15 protein-coding genes, 2 tRNA genes and 1 pseudogene are annotated in these 19648 nt (G+C 56.3%); 16 read left to right on the top strand and 2 right to left on the bottom strand.

Going from position 1 to position 19648, the window contains the following annotated elements; all coding sequences use genetic code 11:
* Positions 1–41 precede the first annotated feature (41 nt).
* Together NM10_RS10495 and NM10_RS10490 are read left to right on the top strand one after the other, a co-directional pair.
* A tRNA-Arg gene (locus NM10_RS10495) sits at positions 42–118 on the top strand.
* A gap of 7 nt (positions 119–125) precedes the next feature.
* Positions 126–200, top strand: a tRNA-Arg gene (locus tag NM10_RS10490).
* Positions 201–413: 213 nt separating this feature from the next.
* Here NM10_RS10490 and gdhA read toward each other — a convergent pair.
* The gene (gene gdhA, locus NM10_RS10485; protein WP_020311544.1) at positions 414–1763 is read right to left on the bottom strand and encodes an NADP-specific glutamate dehydrogenase; all 1350 of its coding nucleotides are present in this window, start codon (positions 1761–1763) and stop codon (positions 414–416) included.
* Positions 1764–2014: 251 nt separating this feature from the next.
* Between gdhA and NM10_RS10480 the strand changes: the two genes are divergently transcribed.
* From NM10_RS10480 to NM10_RS15055, 10 genes and pseudogenes are all read left to right on the top strand, one after another.
* Positions 2015–2926: a PHP domain-containing protein gene (locus NM10_RS10480; protein ID WP_020311543.1), complete on the top strand. Its 912-nt coding sequence runs from the start codon at positions 2015–2017 to the stop codon at positions 2924–2926.
* On the top strand, positions 2923–3876 hold the full coding sequence (locus NM10_RS10475; RefSeq protein WP_020311542.1) for a peptidoglycan recognition protein family protein: 954 nt from the start codon (positions 2923–2925) through the stop codon (positions 3874–3876). Before NM10_RS10480 ends, NM10_RS10475 begins: the two co-directional genes overlap by 4 nt.
* 136 nt (positions 3877–4012) lie before the next feature.
* Positions 4013–7297: a transcription-repair coupling factor gene (mfd, locus tag NM10_RS10470; RefSeq protein ID WP_020311541.1), complete on the top strand. Its 3285-nt coding sequence runs from the start codon at positions 4013–4015 to the stop codon at positions 7295–7297.
* Positions 7290–8864: a putative polysaccharide biosynthesis protein gene (locus NM10_RS10465; RefSeq protein WP_020311540.1), complete on the top strand. Its 1575-nt coding sequence runs from the start codon at positions 7290–7292 to the stop codon at positions 8862–8864. The genes mfd and NM10_RS10465 overlap by 8 nt, the downstream gene beginning before the upstream one ends.
* 474 nt (positions 8865–9338) lie before the next feature.
* On the top strand, positions 9339–9539 hold the full coding sequence (locus NM10_RS14750; protein ID WP_239639708.1) for a hypothetical protein: 201 nt from the start codon (positions 9339–9341) through the stop codon (positions 9537–9539).
* Positions 9524–9799 (top strand): MarR family winged helix-turn-helix transcriptional regulator, encoded by a 276-nt coding sequence (locus NM10_RS14745; protein WP_239639707.1) that lies wholly within the window; start codon positions 9524–9526, stop codon positions 9797–9799. Before NM10_RS14750 ends, NM10_RS14745 begins: the two co-directional genes overlap by 16 nt.
* Positions 9796–10392: an efflux RND transporter periplasmic adaptor subunit gene (locus NM10_RS14740; protein WP_239639706.1), complete on the top strand. Its 597-nt coding sequence runs from the start codon at positions 9796–9798 to the stop codon at positions 10390–10392. The genes NM10_RS14745 and NM10_RS14740 overlap by 4 nt, the downstream gene beginning before the upstream one ends.
* A pseudogene (locus NM10_RS14735) lies at positions 10335–10889 on the top strand (efflux RND transporter periplasmic adaptor subunit); the annotation flags it as partial. The gene NM10_RS14740 and the pseudogene NM10_RS14735, both read left to right, overlap by 58 nt.
* The gene (locus tag NM10_RS10450) at positions 10886–13648 is read left to right on the top strand and encodes an efflux RND transporter permease subunit (RefSeq protein ID WP_256378987.1); all 2763 of its coding nucleotides are present in this window, start codon (positions 10886–10888) and stop codon (positions 13646–13648) included. The pseudogene NM10_RS14735 and the gene NM10_RS10450, both read left to right, overlap by 4 nt.
* Complete coding sequence (locus NM10_RS15055; protein WP_256378986.1) at positions 13576–13929, top strand: efflux RND transporter permease subunit; 354 nt, start codon at positions 13576–13578, stop codon at positions 13927–13929. Before NM10_RS10450 ends, NM10_RS15055 begins: the two co-directional genes overlap by 73 nt.
* Before the next feature lie 252 nt (positions 13930–14181).
* Here the strand turns inward: NM10_RS15055 and NM10_RS10445 are convergent, their stop codons facing one another.
* On the bottom strand, positions 14182–14634 hold the full coding sequence (locus NM10_RS10445) for a DUF6173 family protein (RefSeq protein WP_020311539.1): 453 nt from the start codon (positions 14632–14634) through the stop codon (positions 14182–14184).
* A gap of 261 nt (positions 14635–14895) precedes the next feature.
* Here NM10_RS10445 and NM10_RS10440 point away from each other — a divergent pair, with 261 nt between their 5' ends.
* From NM10_RS10440 to NM10_RS10430, 4 genes are all read left to right on the top strand, one after another.
* Positions 14896–16062 (top strand): aromatic amino acid transport family protein, encoded by a 1167-nt coding sequence (locus tag NM10_RS10440; protein ID WP_239639705.1) that lies wholly within the window; start codon positions 14896–14898, stop codon positions 16060–16062.
* Positions 16063–16633: 571 nt separating this feature from the next.
* Positions 16634–16789, top strand: coding sequence for a hypothetical protein (locus tag NM10_RS14070; protein ID WP_192813567.1), 156 nt, complete (start codon positions 16634–16636; stop codon positions 16787–16789).
* A gap of 168 nt (positions 16790–16957) precedes the next feature.
* Entirely contained in the window at positions 16958–18955 is a 1998-nt protein-coding gene (locus tag NM10_RS10435) for a type I restriction-modification system subunit M (RefSeq protein ID WP_020311537.1), read from the top strand.
* Complete coding sequence (locus tag NM10_RS10430; protein WP_020311536.1) at positions 18955–19509, top strand: restriction endonuclease subunit S; 555 nt, start codon at positions 18955–18957, stop codon at positions 19507–19509. Before NM10_RS10435 ends, NM10_RS10430 begins: the two co-directional genes overlap by 1 nt.
* Positions 19510–19648 lie beyond the last annotated feature (139 nt).

The following is a 19648-nucleotide window of genomic DNA, read 5'->3' as shown; positions in this document are numbered from 1 at the left end:
TCAGGTGGGTTCGATTCCCATCACCCGCTCCATTTTTTTGAGACTCAGTAGCTCAGCTGGATAGAGCAACAGCCTTCTAAGCTGTGGGTCTAGGGTTCGAATCCCTACTGGGTCACCACTTACTTGCGCCTATAGCTCAGGGGATAGAGCACCGGTCTCCGGAACCGGGTGCGAAGGTTCGAATCCTTCTAGGCGCACCAAAAAAATAGTGAAAAGGACCCCGCACGAAGGCTTTTGCCATCATGCGGGGTCCTTTTTCATTTTATAGTTTGTATAATCTGGTTTTAAATTGTTAACCATCCGCTAACTGCTGCATGGTAGGGAATACACAAAATTCACAGCGGGACGCCCTCTGGGCGTCCCCTACAGCAAAAAAGGGATTGTCGCATGTGCGACAATCCCTTTTCTATATCTTACACTAAACCTTGTTCAATCATGACGTCGGCGACTTTCATGAAGGCCGTGATGTTGGCACCGGCGACGTAGTTGTCGGGGACGCCGTATTTTGCGGCGTTGTCACGGGATTCTTCAAAGATGTTGCGCATAATGTCTTTGAGGGTAGCGTCGACTTTTTCAAAGGGCCAGGACAGGCGTTCCGAGTTCTGAGCCATTTCCAGGGCCGATACGGCGACGCCGCCGGCATTTGCAGCTTTGGCCGGCGCAAAGAGGACGCCGTGTTCCTGGAAGTAAGCCATAGCGTCGAGGGTCGACGGCATGTTGGCGCCTTCGCCGATGGCTTTTACGCCGTTCTGGACGAGGATTTTAGCCGATTCCAGGTCGATTTCGCCCTGTGTAGCGCAGGGGAGGGCGATGAAGGCCGGGATTTTCCACATATCGCGGCTGTTTTCGTGGTATTCTGCATCCGGATGGGTTTCGATGTATTCTTTGATGCGGCCGCGGCGGACTTCTTTGATGTCCTTGACGGTTGCGACGTCGATGCCATTGGCGTCATAGATATAGCCGCTGGAGTCGGAGCAGGTGACGACCTTGGCACCCAGGGCCTGGGCTTTTTCGATGGCATAGATGGCGACGTTGCCCGAACCGGAAACGATGACCGTCTTGCCTTTGATGTCGATGTTCTTGTTGTCCAGCATATCCTTGACGAAATAGAGGAGACCATAGCCGGTAGCTTCTGTACGGGCGAAGCTTCCGCCGTAATCAATGCCTTTGCCTGTGAGTACGCCGGCATCGAAAGCGTCCTGGATGCGTTTGTACTGGCCATAGAGGAAGCCGATTTCACGGGCGCCGACGCCGATGTCGCCAGCCGGTACGTCGATGTTGGGGCCGATGTGGCGGCACAGTTCGGTCATGAAGCTCTGGCAGAAATGCATGACTTCCCGGTCCGATTTGCCTTTCGGGTCGAAGTCCGAGCCGCCTTTGCCGCCGCCGATGGGAAGGCCGGTCAGGGCGTTCTTGAAGATCTGTTCAAAAGCCAGGAACTTCAAGATGCTCAGGTTGACGCTCTTGTGGAAGCGCAGGCCGCCTTTGTAAGGGCCGATGGCGCTGTTGGCCTGGACGCGGTAGCCGCGGTTGACGTGGAAGACGCCGTTGTCATCTTCCCAGGGGACGCGGAAAATGATGACGCGTTCCGGTTCGATGATGCGTTCCAGGATGTGGTGCTGTTTATATTTCGGTTCCTTTTCCAGCATGGGCACGAGGGACGTCAGTACTTCGCGGGCTGCGTTCTGGAATTCCGTCTGTTCAGGGTCACGGCGCTGGATGATGGCCAGCACGTCTTCTACATACTGCTGCATTTCTGTCATAATGGATTCTCCTTTGAATGAATATTTTATTGTAATGAGGTAGTCGATAGATGCGTCGTAATGACTTTTTTGCATCCGTTGGAGATATTATAGAAAAGATTTTAGAAAATGTAAATAAAAACTTAAAAAATTAGTGATAGAGATTTCAAAACGATAAAATTCAAAAATCGAATAATTGATTTGTCATGACTGGCAGGGGCCGGAGAAGCGTAGTATAATAGGGAAGATGTTTGAAGAAGGGAAGTGCATGTATGGAAACATGGCTTGATCTGCATATGCATACGAAATATAGTATGGATGGCCAATTCGAGCCGGCCGACTTGATGCGCCAATGCGCCGATGCCGGCGTGACGACCGTCGCCGTGACCGACCACGATTCGGCCCGGGCTATCCCGGAAGCGCGGCAGGAAGCGGCCCGGCTGGGCTTGAACCTGGTGCCGGGCATCGAAATCAGCTGCCAGTATAAAGGGAAGAATTTCCACCTTCTCGGCTATGGCATCCATGCCGAGGACCCTGTTTTTGCGGCCATTGAAAAGGATGTATACGGCCAGCGCCGGGCGATTTCAGAAAAGGTCCTCGACGCCGTCGAAGCCCTGGGCATCGTCCTCGACCGGCCGGCTATCTGGAAGCTCTGCAGCGGCGATGCCGTTGCGTCCGTCCATATCGCCCGCGTCGCCCTGGCGGACCCGCGCAATGCGGATTGTCCCGTCCTGGCACCGTACCGGCCGGGTGGGGCGCGGAGCGATGCGCCATACGTCAACTTTGGCTGGGATATCTGCGGCCAGGGAGGCCCGGCTTTCGTGCCCATGACCTTCATGGATTTTGCCAAAGCCGTCGCCATCATCCACGACCACGGCGGTGTCGCCGTCCTGGCCCATCCCGGTGCCAATATGAAGCAGAACCGGCCGCTGACGGAAGAGCTCATCGCTACGGGCCTCGATGGCATCGAAGCCTATTGCAGCTATCACGACGAAGGGACGAGTGCTTTTTACCGCCGCATTGCCGATAACTATGGCCTGATGGCGACCTTGGGCAGCGATTACCACGGCCGGGCCAAGCCGCACATCCGGCTCGGGACGTACGGCCATCCGGAACCGCAGGCCCTGTGGGACCGGCTCTGCCAGAAAATCAAACAACAACATGGGGAAGTGTATGTATCGTGAAAACGAAAAAAATGATATCTGCCCTGGCCTTGACCCTTTGTCTGGCCCTGGGCATGACGACAGGTTCTTTGGCGAGTGCTGCCGACAATGAAGGCGCAGCCTATACGACGGGCGTCGCCAGTGTCGACCAGCACATGGATGCCGTAGCCAGGGCCAAGGCCAAAGCCGCTAAGGCTGCCAAGAAGGCAGGGAAGACGAAAAAAGACCAGGCCGGCAAGACGGCGCCTGTATCGTCCCAGCCAGCCGCTGCAGCCAGCACAGCCGCCAAGCCCGCAGTCATCGGCAATGTCCCGCGGTCGGCGAAACCCGCCGGAGCCCGCGGCGTCATGCGCAACTATAATCCCGTGACCGATGCGGCGCCGGCCGAACCGATGGCCATCAAGGAAACGCATTTCCAGTTCCGCGAAACGCTGCTCCTGCGGCCGAAGACGGACATGGTCGTCATCCATCACGTCGGCATCCCCGATGGCGATACGTCGGCAGCGGCTATCCATCGCGCCCATCTGGCCAACGGCTGGGCCGGTATCGGTTACCATTACGTCATCCGCAAAGACGGGACCATTGAACGGGGCCGCCCGCTGGCTACGGTCGGTGCTCATGCCGAAGGGCAGAACTACCATACCGTCGGCATCAATGTGACGGGCAATTTTGAAAAGGAAATCCCCACGCCGGCCCAGATCCACTCCCTGGAAGGACTGGTCGCCTGGATCTGCAAGATCTACAGCATCGTGCCGGGTCCGTCTACCATCGTAGGCCATCGCGACGTCAACAGTACGGACTGCCCGGGCCGCAACCTCTACAGCCTGCTACCGCAGATCCGCAAGGATGTCGCCCAGAAGATGAACGGTATGGATTCGTCTTATGAAGATAAGCTGAAGAAGACGAATTTCCTCAAGATGAGCCGGAAAGAACGGGAAGCCATCATCATGCAGGGCGCGTCGGTCTTCTAATCGCTACTGGCAGGGGCCAGTGAACTATGATATAATTAAATAGTTGCAGTTGAATCACGATAAGGGCTGCGCATGGACCGCCTTGTTTTCCAGGGCTTCATGCGACAGCCCCAATTTGTCATGAGGTAAAAACGATATGAAGCAATTCTTTCAATGGATGAATCAAGATGAAAATATCCGCTCCGCCGTGGCTGCGTTTTCCCAGCCCGGCTGTCATAGTATCTACGGCCTCAGCGGTTCCGTCAAGAGCGCCCTCGTCGCCAAGACCCTGACGGAAAAGCCGGGGCAGGCCGTCCTCGTCGTCCCGTCGCGGGAACAGGCTGCGGCCTGGATGGCGGACCTGGCCTTTTTGGTACCGGACCTGCCAGTCCTGGATTTCCCTGTCGTCGACAAGGCCGTCTTTACGACGACGGCCAAGAGCCTGGACCGGACGGCCCGGCAGATGGAAGCCTTGGGCCGCCTGCGCCAGGGTGACCGGCTCCTGATCCTGGCGGCACCGGAAGAAGCGGCCCAGTACGTCATGGCGCCGCAGCGCATCGATGCCGCCGCTATCGACGTGGCCATCCATCAGGACTACGACCGCGACGAGTTGTTGCAGCACCTCGTCGACGCCGGCTATGAACGGGTCGACATGGTCGAACGGCGCGGTCATTTTTCCGTCCGCGGCGACATCGTCGATATCTATGCCGTCAACGAACCGCAGCCCCTGCGCCTGGAGTTCTTCGGCGACGAACTGGACAGCCTGCGCACGTTCGATACAGACAGCCAGAAATCCCAGGACCAGCGGGAAAAGGCCCGCATCCTGCCCATTTCCCTGACTGTCCAGGATGACGAGAAATATACGCTCCTGGACTATGCCGGACAGGGCGTCATCATCTGGGATGAACCGAACCGCGTCCGCGAAGGCCTGAAGAAGGTCCTCAAGGAGTCCGACGACTATAAGGGCCGCCTGGCGTCCTGGAAAAATCTGGTCACAGCCCAGCGCCCGGGGCCGCAGCTCATCTTGTCGCTCATGGCCCAGTCCGTGCCGGATATGATGATAGACACGTCGGCCAGCTTTGCCGCCAAGATGATGGCCAGTTTCCAGAAGCAGTTCAACCTCCTGGAAGAAGAAGTGGACCATTGGCGGGACCTGGGGAATACAATCCTCTTCGTCATCAACAGCCGCGACCGACGGGCTTCGCTCCAGGCCTGGATGAAGCAGCATGAGCTGCCGTTCCGGGACTACGATGATGACCAGAGTACGCCAGGCGGCGTCTACGTCGTCGAAGGGGAGATCCACGACGGCTTCGAGCTGCCTTATGCCAAAATCGTCGTCGTCGCCGAACGGGATGTCTTCGGCACCCAGAAGCGGCGCCTGCGCCATCATGCCGCCAAAGGCCAGGAAATCAACGTCTTTACCGACCTCAAGCCCGGCGATTACGTCGTCCACGAAGTCCACGGCATCGGCCGCTACATCGGTATCAAGACCATTGAAATGGATGGTGTCCACAAGGATTATCTGGAAATCCACTATGCCGGCAAGGATATCCTCTACGTGCCGACGGACCAGTTGTCCCTGTTGCAGCGCTACATCGGTAACGAAGGGGATACGCCGAAATTACAGAAAATGGGCGGTTCCGACTGGCAGAAGACGCGGGCCAAGGCCCAGAAGTCCATTACCGACCTGGCAGAAAAACTCGTCGCCCTCTATGCCAAGCGGGAAGTCGTCCAGGGCTATGCCTTTCCGCCGGATACGCCGTTCCAGAAGGAATTTGAAGAAGCCTTTCCTTATGAAGAAACGGAAGATCAGTTGAAAGCCGTCCGCGATATCAAGGCCAGCATGGAAAAGCCGACGCCCATGGACTGCCTGGTCTGCGGCGACGTCGGTTTCGGCAAGACTGAAGTGGCCATGCGGGCCATCTTCAAAGCCGTCACAGCTGGCAAGCAGGTCGCCGTCCTGGTGCCGACGACGGTCTTGTCGCAGCAGCATTTCCAGACCTTTATGGAACGCTTCGGTCCCTTCGGCGTCCACGTCGACGTCCTCAACCGCTTCCGCTCGTATAAAGAAAAGAAAGATATCCTGGCCCGGACCCTGACCGGCGATATCGACGTCCTCATCGGGACCCACAGCCTGCTCAACAAGAAGGTCAAGTTCAAGGACCTGGGTCTCCTGGTCGTCGATGAAGAACAGCGCTTCGGCGTGGCCCAGAAGGAAAAATGGAAGGCCTGGGCAGCAAATATCGACGTCCTGTCCCTGAGCGCCACGCCGATTCCGCGGACGCTGCACATGTCCCTGGTCAACCTGCGGGAAATGTGCGTCATCGAAACGCCGCCGACAGACCGTTTCCCGGTCCAGACCTATGTGACCGAATACGACGCCCGCATCGTCAGCGATGCCATTATGCGCGAAAAACGGCGGGGCGGCCAGGTCTTCTTCGTCTACAACCGCGTTGCGACCATCGAAAAGATGAAAGACGAACTCCAGGCCCTCTTGCCGGATGTGACCATCGGCATCGCCCACGGCCAGATGGCCGGGAGCCTGCTGGAATCGGTCATGTTCGATTTCTATGAAGGCAAATACGACGTCCTCCTCTGTTCGAGCCTGGTCGAAAACGGCCTGGACGTAGCCAATGCCAATACCATCATCATTTACGACGCCGACCACTTCGGCCTGTCCCAGCTCTATCAGATGCGCGGCCGCGTCGGTCGGAGCCATCGCATGGCCTATGCCTATTTCCTCTACCGCCGCGACAAGGTCCTGTCGGAAGTCGCCGAAAAACGCTTGCAGGCCATCAAGGAATTCACCGAACTCGGCTCGGGCTTCAAGATTGCCATGCGTGACCTGGAAATCCGCGGCGCCGGCAACCTCCTGGGTCGGGAACAGCACGGCAATATCGCCAGCGTCGGCTTTGCCATGTACTGCCATATGCTGGAAGATGCCATCGCCAAGGCTCAGAACGGCAAGGAAGCAGCGCCGCCGCCACCGGAAACGGTCATGGAAATCCACGTCGACGCCTTTATCGACGACGGCTATATCCAAAATGGCGGCCAGAAAATCGAAATGTACCAGCGCCTGGCCGTCTTATCGTCGAAAGAAGAACTGGCCGACCTGCGCCGGGAACTGGCCGACCGCTACGGCAAGCCCAGCCAGCCCGTAGAGAAATTGCTGCAGGTCACGGAAACGCGCCTCGACGCCAAGGCCCAAGGATTGGTCCTCATCGCTCAGAAGAAAGACGTCCTGGAATTGAAGTGGCAGCGCGTCGCCGATATACCCGACCTTTCCAAACTGGAACCGTCCCTGCGCCGCCGTTTCCGCCTTGTGCCCAACATGCCCGTCATGGTCCGCGTCTCCCTGGCTGGGATTTCCGACGTCCTGGCCTTTATCCAGACGCTGCTGGTGGCCTTTTCATCATTGAGAAAGGGGAATTCCCTTGAGTAAGAACTCCTTTTTACGGGGCGCCATGGTCCTCACCGTGGCCGGTATCGTCGTCAAGATCCTGGGCGGGCTGAACCGTATCTTCTTGTCGCGCCTCTTGGGGGGCGAAGGCATCGGCCTGTACCAGATGGCTTATCCCGTCTATATCCTGCTCCTGAGCATTATCGGCGCCGGGATTCCCATTGCCGTGTCCATCATGATCGCTGAGGAAGCGGCCAAAGGCCATTACAGCGGCGTCCGCCGTATCTTTCATGTGACCCTGGTCTTCATGACCGTCGTCGCCGTCGTCTGCGGCCTGGCCCTGCCTTTTGGCGCCCATGGCCTGGTCGAAATGGGCATCGTCCGCGATAGCCGGGTCTTTCCGGCTCTGGCCGTCCTGGCGCCGGCCCTGAGCCTGTCGGTCATCGCCTGCTGTTTCCGCGGCTATTTCCAGGGCCTGCAGCTCATGACGCCGACGGCACTGTCCCAGATGGCAGACCAGTTTGTCCGGGTCTGCACCATGCTCGTCCTGGCCTGGATTCTCTTGCCGAAGGGTCTGGAATGGGCCGCTGCCGGTGCCGCCTTCGGCGCCGTCCCGGGGGCGGCGGCAGGGCTGGTGCTCATCGCTTTCCTGTATTACCGTCACAGCCGCCATCCCATGCCCGATGACGACGGCGTCTTCGTCATCCAGTCGCCGCGGCGCATCATCCGCCGGCTCATCGTCCTGGCCGTGCCCGTAGCGGCGGCCAACATGCTCCTGCCGGCCGTGGCCAGCATCGACTTGTTCATCGTGCCCCTGCGTCTGGAAGCAGCTGGCTACAGCACCCATCAGGCGACGGCCCTTTACGGCTATCTGACGGGCATGGCCAACGGCCTGGTCCAGCTGCCGGCTATCTTGACCATCGCCTTGGCGACGAGCCTCGTCCCGGCCGTATCGGCTGCCTTTTCCCAGCGGAATCGGGACGTCATCCTCGACCGGACCGACACGGCCATGCGCATTGCCAACGTCATCACCGTGCCGGCCTGCCTGGGCCTGGCCGTCCTGGCCGTACCCATTTCCCGGCTCCTCTATGCGACGCCGGCAGCGGGGCCGGCCATCTGCGTCCTGTCCATTTCGGTCTTCCTCGTCGGTCTCCAGCAGATCACCAGCGGCCTTTTGCAGGGCATGGGCCATACGGCCGTCCCGCTGTACAACATGGCCGCCGCGGCCGTCGTCAAGATTATCCTCAGCTGGCACTTGACGGCCATTCCCTGGCTGGGCGAAGTCGGCGCCGCCTGGGCGACCAATGCCGATTTGGCCGTCGCTACGGCGCTCAATCTTTACTTTGCCCGTAAATACATTGCCTACCGCGTCCAGTGGGGCTACATCGGGAAACTCTTTCTGGCCGGCGCCGCCATGGCCGGCACGGCCTGGCTCGTCCACCACGCCTTGTTCGTCCTCTTCGGCAACGCCGTGGCCACCATCGCCGCCATCATGGCCGCAGCCCTGGTCTACCTCATCGGCCTCGTCGTCTTCCGGGCCCTCACGGCAGAAGATATCGAAAAAATCCCCGTCGTCGGGAAGAAAGTAAGCCGGCGGATACATTTGTAGGAAAGACGCAGGCCGCAGTCCGCGGGTGGCAGGCCAGAAAAAAATACACGGCCTGCGGCCGTATGCGTAGGGGCTGTCGCACGAAGGCTTCGGCCATCATGCGAGGCCCCTTTTACTTTATAGTTTGTAGTACGGAGTTTGTAGAAGCTGGTCTTAAATTTTTTACCATTTGCTACAAACTAAAAACTACAAACTTAAAACTCAAAAAGAGGCGATGTCGTCAGTTTGAATCTGTTGCCGCGCATGTCATCGGGGATGTACACAGGATTCACGCGGGACGCCTTAACAGGACGTCCCCTACGATGCGGCCTGCGACCGGTAGGGACGTTAGCCCCAAAACTCGATGAACGGCTCTAGGCTGCGGCCTGCGGGACGGCCTTTGGCCGTCCCTTGCTTTTTCCCGTTCTTTTTGCTATACTGGAAACAAATAGTTGAGCAAATCAACTAATTACTGAAGAAAAGGGGATGCAGCACATGGATTATTTGAAGGCTGGTCATGATTTCAGTGTCATCAACCAGCGTTCCCAAGCCTATGTGGTCGAAGCGTGCCGTCCTTGGAATTTGTCTTATTCGGAACATGTGACGCTCCTGAGTTTGTACAGCCACGATGGCTGCCGGCAGAATGAGCTCTGTCAGGTCATGCAGGCCGACAAAGCCTGGTGGCCCGGAATCTGAAGACGCTGGAGGCGAAGGGATTCGTCAGCCGGCGCCAGCAGGGGACGGACCGGCGTTACAAGTATCTTTATTTGACGCCCAAGGCCCGGGAGCTGCAGGATACGATGGAAGAGATTTTAAGGAAATGGGTCGACGTCCTCGTCCAGGGCGTCGATGAGGTGACGCTGGGGCCGGCGTTGCAGCTCATGCATCAAGTGGCCGACAATGCCGCTGAAGCCGATATTGCTGCCCTTAATCCCACAAAGGAGATGAAGCCATGAAACGCGATTGGAAATATACAGTCCTCGTCATAGCCGTCCTGACGGCCTTGGGCCTGACAGGCTGCGGCCAGCAGACCCAGCAGGCCGAACAGCCCCAGCTGGTCAAGGCCATCCAGGTCGGCAGTGAAACGGCGGGCACGACGGCCGGTACCTATTCGGGGACGGTCAAGGGCCGATACCAGAGTAATTTGTCCTTCCAGGCCGGCGGCCGCATTACGGCCCGCAACGTCCAGCTCGGCTCCCAGGTCCATGCCGGAGACGTCCTGATGACGGTCGACCCGAAAGACGTGGCCCAGGCTGTCAATCAGACCCAGGCCCAGGTCGACGCCGCTGCTGCTCAGCTCCAGCTGGCCCAGTCCAATTTAACCCGTTATCAGCAATTATACGATATGGATGCCATCAGCGCGTCCGTCCTGGACCAGTACCAGACGGCTTACGACCAGGCTTCGGCCCAGTATAACCAGGCCTTGGCAGTCTCCAGCAGGCGCAGGAAAACCAGTTATCCTATACGCAGCTCACGGCCGATGCCGACGGCGTCATCTCAGCCGTATCGGCGGAAGTCGGCCAGGTCGTCGCTGCCGGCCAGACTGTAGTCACCCTGGTCCATTCAGGGGACCTGGAAGTCCAGGTCAATGTACCGGAAAATAAACTGGCTGATTTCCCGGTCGGCAAGAACGTGACCGTCACCTTCTGGGCCCTCCAGAACCAGCAGACCGCCGGTGTCGTCCGCGAAGTGGCTCCTATGGCCGATGCGGCGTCGCGGACGTACCAGGTCAATATTTCCCTGCCCAATCCGCCGGACGGCATGCAGCTCGGCATGACGGCTACGGTTGCCAACGGCAGTGAACAGGCAGCCGCTGAAGATACCTTCGTCCTGCCGCTGGCCGCCATCTATCAGACCGGCGACACGCCCCAGGTCTGGGTCGTCGGCAAGGATAAGACCTTGTCCCTGAAAGACGTGACGGTCCAGGATTTTGGCGATAATACGGTCAAAGTCACGGGCCTCAGCCGCGGTGATGTCGTCGTCACGGCCGGCGTCCATATGCTCAGTGAAGGACAGAAAGTCCGCGTAGAGGGGGAAGATGAATGAAAAATTTATCGGAAGTCTCTATTCACAACCGCGTCCTCGTCTGGTACTTCATCATCCTCGTCGCCATTGCCGGTATCTTTTCCTACATGAAACTGGGCCGCATGGAAGACCCGACGTATACGGTTCGGACTATGGTCGTCTCCGTCGCCTGGCCCGGTGCCACGGCGGAACAGATGCAGGAACAGGTGACGGATAAAATCGAAAAGAAACTGCAGGATACGCCGAACCTGGATTACATCAAGAGTTATTCCCGGCCCGGCCAGTCGGTCATCTACGTCTACCTCGACGACAAGGCGCCGCGCGACAGCATCCGCAGCACCTGGCATGAAGTCCGCAATTTGACGGAAGATATGAAGAAAGATTTGCCCGAAGGCGTCTATGGGCCTTATTACAACGACCGTTTCGACGACGTCTACGGTTCTATCTATGCTATCACCGGCGATGGCTATTCGTATGAAGAATTGCGTCAGAAAGCGGAAAAGATACGCCGCATGATGATGTCCGTCGACGATGTCAGCAAAGTCGAACTCGTCGGCGAACAGTCGGAAAAGGTCTACATCGAAGTGGCCAATTCCAAACTGGCCGAACTGGGGATTGCGCCGACGACCATCGCCAATGCCGTCAAAGGCCAGAACCAGATGACGCCGGCCGGCATGGTCGATACCCAGTCGGACAACGTCTACCTGCGCCTGTCCGGTGTCTTTGAAGACGTCGAAGCCATCCGCAACCTGCCCATCAATGCCAATGGCCGCGTCTTCCGCCTGGGCGATATCGCCACGGTCGAACGGCGCTATACAGAACCGGCGGACCCGAAGATGTTCTATAATGGCAAGCCTGCCGTCGGTATCGCCTTGTCCATGAAGAGCGGCGGCAATAACCTCCAGCTCGGCGAAAACTTGAAGAAGTTGCAGGAAAGCGTCAAATCCGATTTGCCGGCCGGCATGGAAATCCACCAGGTATCGGACCAGCCGCAGGTCGTCAAAGAGTCCATCAGCGACTTTACCAACACCCTGCGTGAAGCCATCATCATCGTCCTCGTCGTCAGCTTCCTCAGCCTGGGACTGCGGACGGGCCTGGTCGTCGCTTTCTGTATCCCACTGGTCCTGACCGGCGTCTTCTGTGTTATGGAAGTAGCCGGCATCGACTTGCATAAGGTTTCCTTAGGTTCCCTGATCATCGCCCTGGGCCTCCTCGTCGACGACGCCATCATTGCCGTCGAAATGATGACGGTCCAGCTGGAGAAGGGCATGAACCGCGTCGATGCGGCCTGCTATGCCTTCAAGGCGACGGCCAAGCCCATGCTGACGGGGACCCTCATTACCTGCTCCGGCTTCATCCCCGTCGCCTTTGCCGATGGGGCGGCGTCGGAATTCTGTAAGGATTTGTTCCCAGTCATCACGGCGGCCCTGGTCCTGTCGTGGATTGTATCGGTCATGGTGGCACCGCTCTTCGGCTATTACCTGATCAAGCCGAAAGTGGCCAAAGGCGAAGAGCCGGAGCCCTTGTATCAGAGCCGGTTCTACGTCTTCTTCCGCAAGGTCCTGACCTGGTGCCTGACCCACCGGGTATTAGTCATCGGCGGGACAGCGGCTATGTTCATCTTGTCCGTCGGCATGATGAAACTCATTCCCCAGGAATTTTTCCCGCCCTCCCTGCGGCCGGAACTCATCGTCGAAATGACCCTGCCTGAAGGCTCGTCCATGCAGGCCACGCAGAAGGAAGCATCCCGCTTTGCCCAGTATCTGGACAGTCAGCAGGCGAAGCTCAAAGATTATTCGTACTACGTCGGCGAAGGGGCACCGCGTTTCGTCCTGACCATCGAACCGGTCCTGCCGGCCAATAACTACGCCCAGTTCGTCGTCGTCGCCAAGGATACGCAGACGAGGGAAGAATTGACGCAGTCCATCAAACAGGAAATGGCCGACAAGTTCCCCAACGTCCGCTGCAACGTCAAGAACGTGCCCTTAGGGCCGCCGTCGGATTACCCCATCATGCTGCGCGTATCCGGCTACGATACGGATAAGGTCAAAGCCTATGCCCAGCAGATCGCGGCGCGCATTGCCAAGGACCCGAATACGGAAAATGTCTTCCTCAACTGGGACCAGAAAAATAAGATCATGCACGTCGACCTGGATCAGAATAAGCTGCGGGCCATGGGCATTTCCGGTGAAGACATTGCCCAGACCTTGTATACGGAACTGTCCGGGGCGACGGTCGCCCAATACTATGCGGCCGATAAGACCATCGGCATCCAGCTGCGCCTCCAGGACAGCGACCGCAATGACCTGGCCAAGATCAAGAGCCTGCCCGTCTACGTAGGCCAGGCCGGTTACGTGCCGCTGGAACAGATTGCCACTATTTCCTATAAAGGCGAAGATGGCCTCATCTGGCGCCGCGATTTGAAACCGACCATCACCATCAACGGCGGCATCAAGTCCGGTACGGCCAACGATGTGACGCAGAAAGCCTACGATTCCATTGCCGATATCCGGGAAAGCATGCCCTTTGGCTATACCGTCGAAGTCGACGGGGCCCTGGAAAACAGCCAGAAGTCCCTGAAGTACCTCCTGGTACCGGTACCGGTCATGGTCATCATCATCATGACCCTGCTCATGTTCCAGCTGCGCAGTCCGTCGCTCATGTTCCTGGCCCTGATTACGGCGCCTATGGGACTCATCGGCGTCTCTTGGGGGATGCTCCTCTTCGGGAAATCCCTGGCTTCGTCGCCGATTTGGGCATCCTGGCCCTGGGCGGCATGATCATCCGCAACTCCATTATTCTCCTGGACCAGATACAGAAACATATGGCTGCCGGCGAAGACCCATGGCATGCCGTCATCGACTCGGCGGTCATGCGCTTCCGGCCCATCATGCTCACGGCCGCAGCGGCCATCCTGGGCATGATACCCCTCATGAAGAGCGTCTTCTGGGGCCCCCTGGCCGTCGCCATCGCCAGCGGCCTCTTCGTCGCCACCGTCCTGACCCTGCTGGTCCTGCCGACCATGTACGCCGCCTGGTTCAAAGTAAAGAGAACGAGTTAGCTTAGTGGCTCGTGGTTCGTGGCTCGTAGGGGCCGTCCTGAAAGGCGGTCCGCAAGGGCTCTCCTTATAGGAGAGATGTCAGCGAAGCTGACTGAGAGGTTGCTCTTCATAGTTTGTAGTACGGAGTTTGTAGAAGATAGTTTTAAATTTAAGACCATCCGCTAACCACTAGCCACTAGCTACTAATCACTCAAAAAAGTCCTGTCGCACATGCGGCAGGACTTTTTTGCCATGATCCGAAAGCCTGAGGCGTCAGTCTTCCGGGTCCGTAGCAATGTCCGGTTCGTTCTTGCGGTTGAAGCCGATGATGCGGCGCGGCTTTTCGATGTCGTCGTGGCGGGGGACGGCGACGAGGAGCAAGTTGAGCTGGGAAATGTGCTGGACCAGTTCGACCGCCGAGCCGTCGGACAATTCGCCGTAGAAGACGATCATGTTCGGGTCCCAGTAGCCGATGTCCTGGATGCTGAAGGTGATGTCGCCAGCCGATACCAGGCGCCCGCCGGCCTGCATGTCGTCGGGCAGGCCCGATTCAAAGTTGTTGATCAGGGCGACGATGCGCTGATACATGTCGGAAGCCAGATAGGGCGCTTCCGGGTCGTCTTCTTCTTCCGGGACGGCGCCGGGCTGGAGGATAGTCAGTTCCTTTTCTGCAGCTGCCTCTTTTTCGGGGGCCTTTTGTTTTTTCTTATCGTTTACGTCTGCCATAAAAATCCCTCCTTATCATTCTCATTATATCATTTAGACATAGAATGAGGCAATTCCTACTACTTTTTTCCGGGTAGCAGGCTTTTTTTCTTGGCATCCCTATGCTGATATGGTATAATGGTCAAGACATGCTGACATCAGGTAACATATTTTCACACGAAAAGAGGTTTTTTCTTCATGGAATATGTGAACGAGTTGGACACTATATCGGCGGGAGCTGCGAAAAAAGAGGCGGCTCTCAAGGTACATCGTCTTACGTTTATGGAGGCTACGATGATGGTCGTCGGGTCTACCATAGGTTCCGGTGTTTTAGGTTTAGCTTTTGCCAGTCGCAATGCCGGCTGGCCCGTCCTGCTTACGTGGCTTGTCGTAGCAGGCTTTTTTTCTATCATCTCCATGCTCTATGTCGCCGAAGCGACGCTGCGCACCACGAGGCCCTTACAGCTGTCGGGCCTGGCTGAAAAGTACGTCGGCAAGATCGGTTCCTGGCTGATTTTCTTTTCCGTCGGGGCCACGTCGTTTTGCAGCCTCATCGCCTATACCAGCGGCTGCGGCAAGATATTGAGCGAATTCTTCGGCATTTCCCTGGAAATGGCCAGCTGCCTCTTTGCCCTCGGGGCGACGAGCGTCGTCTGGCTGGGCCTCAAGGCAACCGGGGTAGCAGAGAAATATTTGAGTTCAGGTATGACGGCCATGCTTATTCTCCTCGTCGGCGCGTCACTTTTTTCGGCCCGCGTACCTGTCGCAGATATCCTCTATACCCACTGGATGTATGCCGTGCCGGTCTTCAACATTGCCGTCTTCTGTTACGCTGTCCAGTACATCGTACCGGAAATTTCCCGGGGCTTCACGCACGAACCGGGGAAACTCGTCCCGTCCATCCTGGCCGGGGCCGGCATTTCCTTCGTCATCCTGGCTCTGGTCCCGATGGCCGTCTTTCTCATGCTGCCCGTCGATGAAATTTCGGAAGTCGCGTCCTTATCCTGGGGCCGCGCCCTGGGGTCGCCGGTCTTCTTCGTCATCGTCAATGCCTTTGCCTTCTGCGCCATGCTGACGTCATTCTGGGCCATTGCCGAAAGTTTCCTGACCAACATGATCGACCGCCTGGGCTTCAAGTCGGAAACGGATATCCGCACGCGGGCGGCCTGCCTGGCCTTCATCGTCATCCCGCCGGTCCTCCTGGCCTACAGCGGCCTCGTCGGCTTCGTCAACGCCATCTTCAGCGCCGGCACCTTCGGTGGCATCATCATGTCCATCCTGCCCGTCTTCATGCTGCGCAGTTCCCGGAAACACGGCGACAAGAAACCGTGTTGGCAATGCGGCTGGATCGCCCATCCCATCATGCAGACCCTGGTCGTCCTCCTCTTTGCCAGTGCCGGCGTCTACGCCATCCTCAGCCTCTGCGGCTGGCTGCCTGCGGCGTGGTAGGATAGCATTTGTAATCTGCAGAGTATTTTTAGGATAGTAGGGGGCGCCACGTGGGCGACCCGTTAGGAATTGGGACAATTTTTCTGGCAAGTAGGTCGGGAAATCGTACATATCCCGGAAGCGGCTGTTGCATTATGCATTTTTGGCTTAATGCGACAGCCGCTTTTTTTTTTTGCTTCCCGTGCCTCTGTAACGCGTTACCTATAAAGAAGAGAGAAGGGAGAGGAGCCGCGGCTTTTTTTCGGAATCAGAAGCGGCGTTCCGCCGCGACAGACTCAAACTGACAACGACGCTTCGGGAAGCCCTTAGCGCGTAGCGGGCCGCCCGCTGTTGCTATCCGTTCTGTCCATCGCTTGTACTCGAAGGTCAAAAGAATTTGGGCGGACCCTACGGATACGGCTACGCTGCAACAAATTCATTATTGTATTACGACCGTATGCCATTAGTTATAAATTCCGGCTGCATACAGGATTCGTGCGGGACGTCGCTACGGCCGTCAAAACAGACAGCAGTGGCTGGGTAGCCCGTTGCGAACAGTCGACTATAGTCTATTTGGACCATGTGACATGGTTTGGCGAATGGCGAACTGCGTCCTGTGACCGGCGGGGGCGTCAGCTCCCAAACTAAAATAGGCCGCATCTACCATCGGGACGAAAGCCTCATCCGGCGGACGGCCAAACGGGGCCTGGCAAAATTGCGCGTCAGGCTGGCTGAATTGAGGGACTGACAAAAACACGGAGCTGTCGCATGTGCGACAGCTCTTTTTTGTGCTACTCTTAGGGAAAATTGCCCTGTCATGGCTATCATGGTACAATCAATGTATAAGAATAATCATGAGTATTATGTCATATACAATACATAGCCGCTGGAAAGATGGCGAGATGGAGGAAATGGAATGGATAATCAGGAATATAATTCGATTGTCAGTTTTATATGGGGCATCGCAGACGACTGCCTGCGAGATGTATACGTGCGGGGCAAGTACCGGGACGTTATCCTGCCCATGACGGTCATCCGCCGTCTCGACGCTATGTTGGAAGAAACGAAGGAAACCGTGCTGTCTATGAAAAAGCAGCTGGATGCAGCACACATCGACAACCAGTGGCCGGCACTGTGCAATGCAGCTGGCCAGGCTTTTTGTAACGCTTCGCCGTTCCTGTTGAAGGACCTGACCAGCCGGGGTAAGAAGCAAACCTTGGAAGCAGACTTCAAGGCCTATCTCGACGGTTTCTCGCCGAACGTCCAGGAAATCCTGGATAAATTCGAGTTCCGCAACCAAATCCGGACCATGGTCGATGCTGATATCCTGGGGGCGGTCATTGAAAAATTCACGTCATCCGATATTAACTTGAGCCCTAAGCCCGGAAAGCTTCCAGGCCTGGATAATCATGGCATGGGGACTATTTTCGAGGAACTCATCCGCCGTTTCAACGAAGAAAACAACGAAGAAGCCGGGGAACACTGGACGCCCCGCGATGTCGTCGAACTCATGGCCGATTTAGCTTTCTACCCCGTAGAAGACCAGATTAAAGATGCTACATATTCCTGCTATGATGGAGCCTGCGGGACCGGCGGGATGCTCACAGTGGCCCAGGCGCGGCTCCTGAAACTGGCAGCCAAACAGCGTAAAAAAGTTTCTATTCACCTGTTCGGACAGGAAATCAATCCGGAAACCTATGCCATCTGCAAGGCTGATATGCTGCTGAAAGGGGATGGTGAGGAAGCGGAACACATTGCCTATGGCTCAACCTTGTCTCTGGACGGGAACCCGTCGCGGCAGTTCGACTTCATGCTCTCCAATCCACCTTATGGCAAGAGTTGGAAGACCGATGCCGACAAACTGGGTGGCAAAAATGAAATCCTCGATACCCGCTTCAATACCTACCTGCCGGGCGGGGAACTGCTGAAGATGATCCCCCGCACCAGCGACGGGCAGCTCTTATTCCTCCTCAATAACGTATCCAAGATGAAGACCGATACCGAACTGGGCAGCCGCATCATCGAAGTCCATAACGGTTCGTCCCTGTTCACCGGCGACGCCGGCAGCGGTGAGAGCAACGCCCGCCGCTATCTGATCGAAAGCGACCTGGTGGAAGCCATCATTGCCCTGCCGGACAACATGTTCTACAACACGGGTATTGGCACCTACATCTGGGTCCTGTCCAATAAGAAAGAAGCCCGCCGGAAAGGCAAAATCCAGCTCATCGATGCGACGCAGATGAAATCGCCCCTGCGCAAGAACATGGGGAACAAGAACTGCGAATTCACGCCGGATATCCGCAAAGAAATCGTCCGCATCTTCCTCGACATGGAAGAAAGCGACGTCAGCAAGGTTTTCGACAACAGCGAATTCGGCTACTGGAATGTCACCGTGAACCGGCCCCTGCGCCTGCGGGTGTTCCCGGAACGGGAGATTCCCGAAAAGGATGAAAAGGGGAAAGTCCTGTTCAAGAAACATATGGAGCTGTTAGACGTGCGCGATGCCGTACAGGAAGCAGCCAAGACAGCACCCTTTGACGACTGGGATGCCTTTGCTAAAGCCACTAAATTGAAGAAGACACAGCTGAAGAAAATCCGTCCTTATATCACCGAAACCGACACAGAAGCGAAAGAAGTCGCCGGGGAAGCGGACCCGGAACTGCGGGATACAGAAAACATCCCATTCCAGTATGAAGGCGGTATCCATACCTTCATGGAGAAAGAAGTCCTGCCCTATGCGCCCGATGCCTATGTAGACGAAGACAAGACCAAAATCGGCTATGAAATCAGCTTTACTAAATACTTCTACAAGCCCGTAAAACTGCGGGATATGAAAGATATCCTGGCGTCCCTGGCGGAACTGGAAAAAGAATCTGAAGGCGTTATGGATGAAATCGTCAGGGGGTTGGAGTGATGGGGAAATATAGCAATCAGGTCAAAACAAATGAAGCATGGCTTCCTATGATTCCAAGCCAATGGGAATTGAAAAAAATTAAATGGTCTTTTAAGGAAAGAAGTGAGAAGGGGTATCCGGATGAACCCTTACTTGTTGCTTCACAAAATATGGGAGTAGTGCCCAAAAATGTATATGGCAAAAGAACTGTAGAAGCCTTGAAGGATTTAGATAAACTTAAACTAGTAAAAGTTGGAGACTATGTTGTGAGTCTTAGATCTTTTCAAGGGGGAATAGAATACGCATATTATCAAGGAATTATTAGCCCAGCATATACGATTATGAGACCGAATCCTGATTTTTGTAGTGCATACTACAAATTTCTTTTCAAGTCAGCTCCTTTTATCAAACTACTGACTACCTGTGTGACGGGTATTCGAGAAGGTCAGAATATTGATTATGGAAAATTAAAAAATCACTATATTCCCGTTCCTCCCCGTGCCGAGCAGAACCAAATTGTACGCTTCCTAGACTGGAAGGTTTCGGAGATTGGGTGTGTCAAGAGTTTTGTGTAAATCGATTCAATAAGCAACATCGTATTGCTGCATAAGCTGAGACATCCTGTCGTCCATGAGCAGCTGGTTCCGGACCATCGCCCAGTTTGCGACGTGACGACCCTTCCATTTTTTATAGAGCTCTTGGACTGAGTACTGA

Origin of the sequence: Megasphaera sp. NM10, from assembly GCF_000417505.1 — a bacterium.
GTDB lineage: Bacteria > Bacillota > Negativicutes > Veillonellales > Megasphaeraceae > Megasphaera > Megasphaera intestinihominis.
This window is presented reverse-complemented; position numbering and strand designations above follow the sequence as displayed.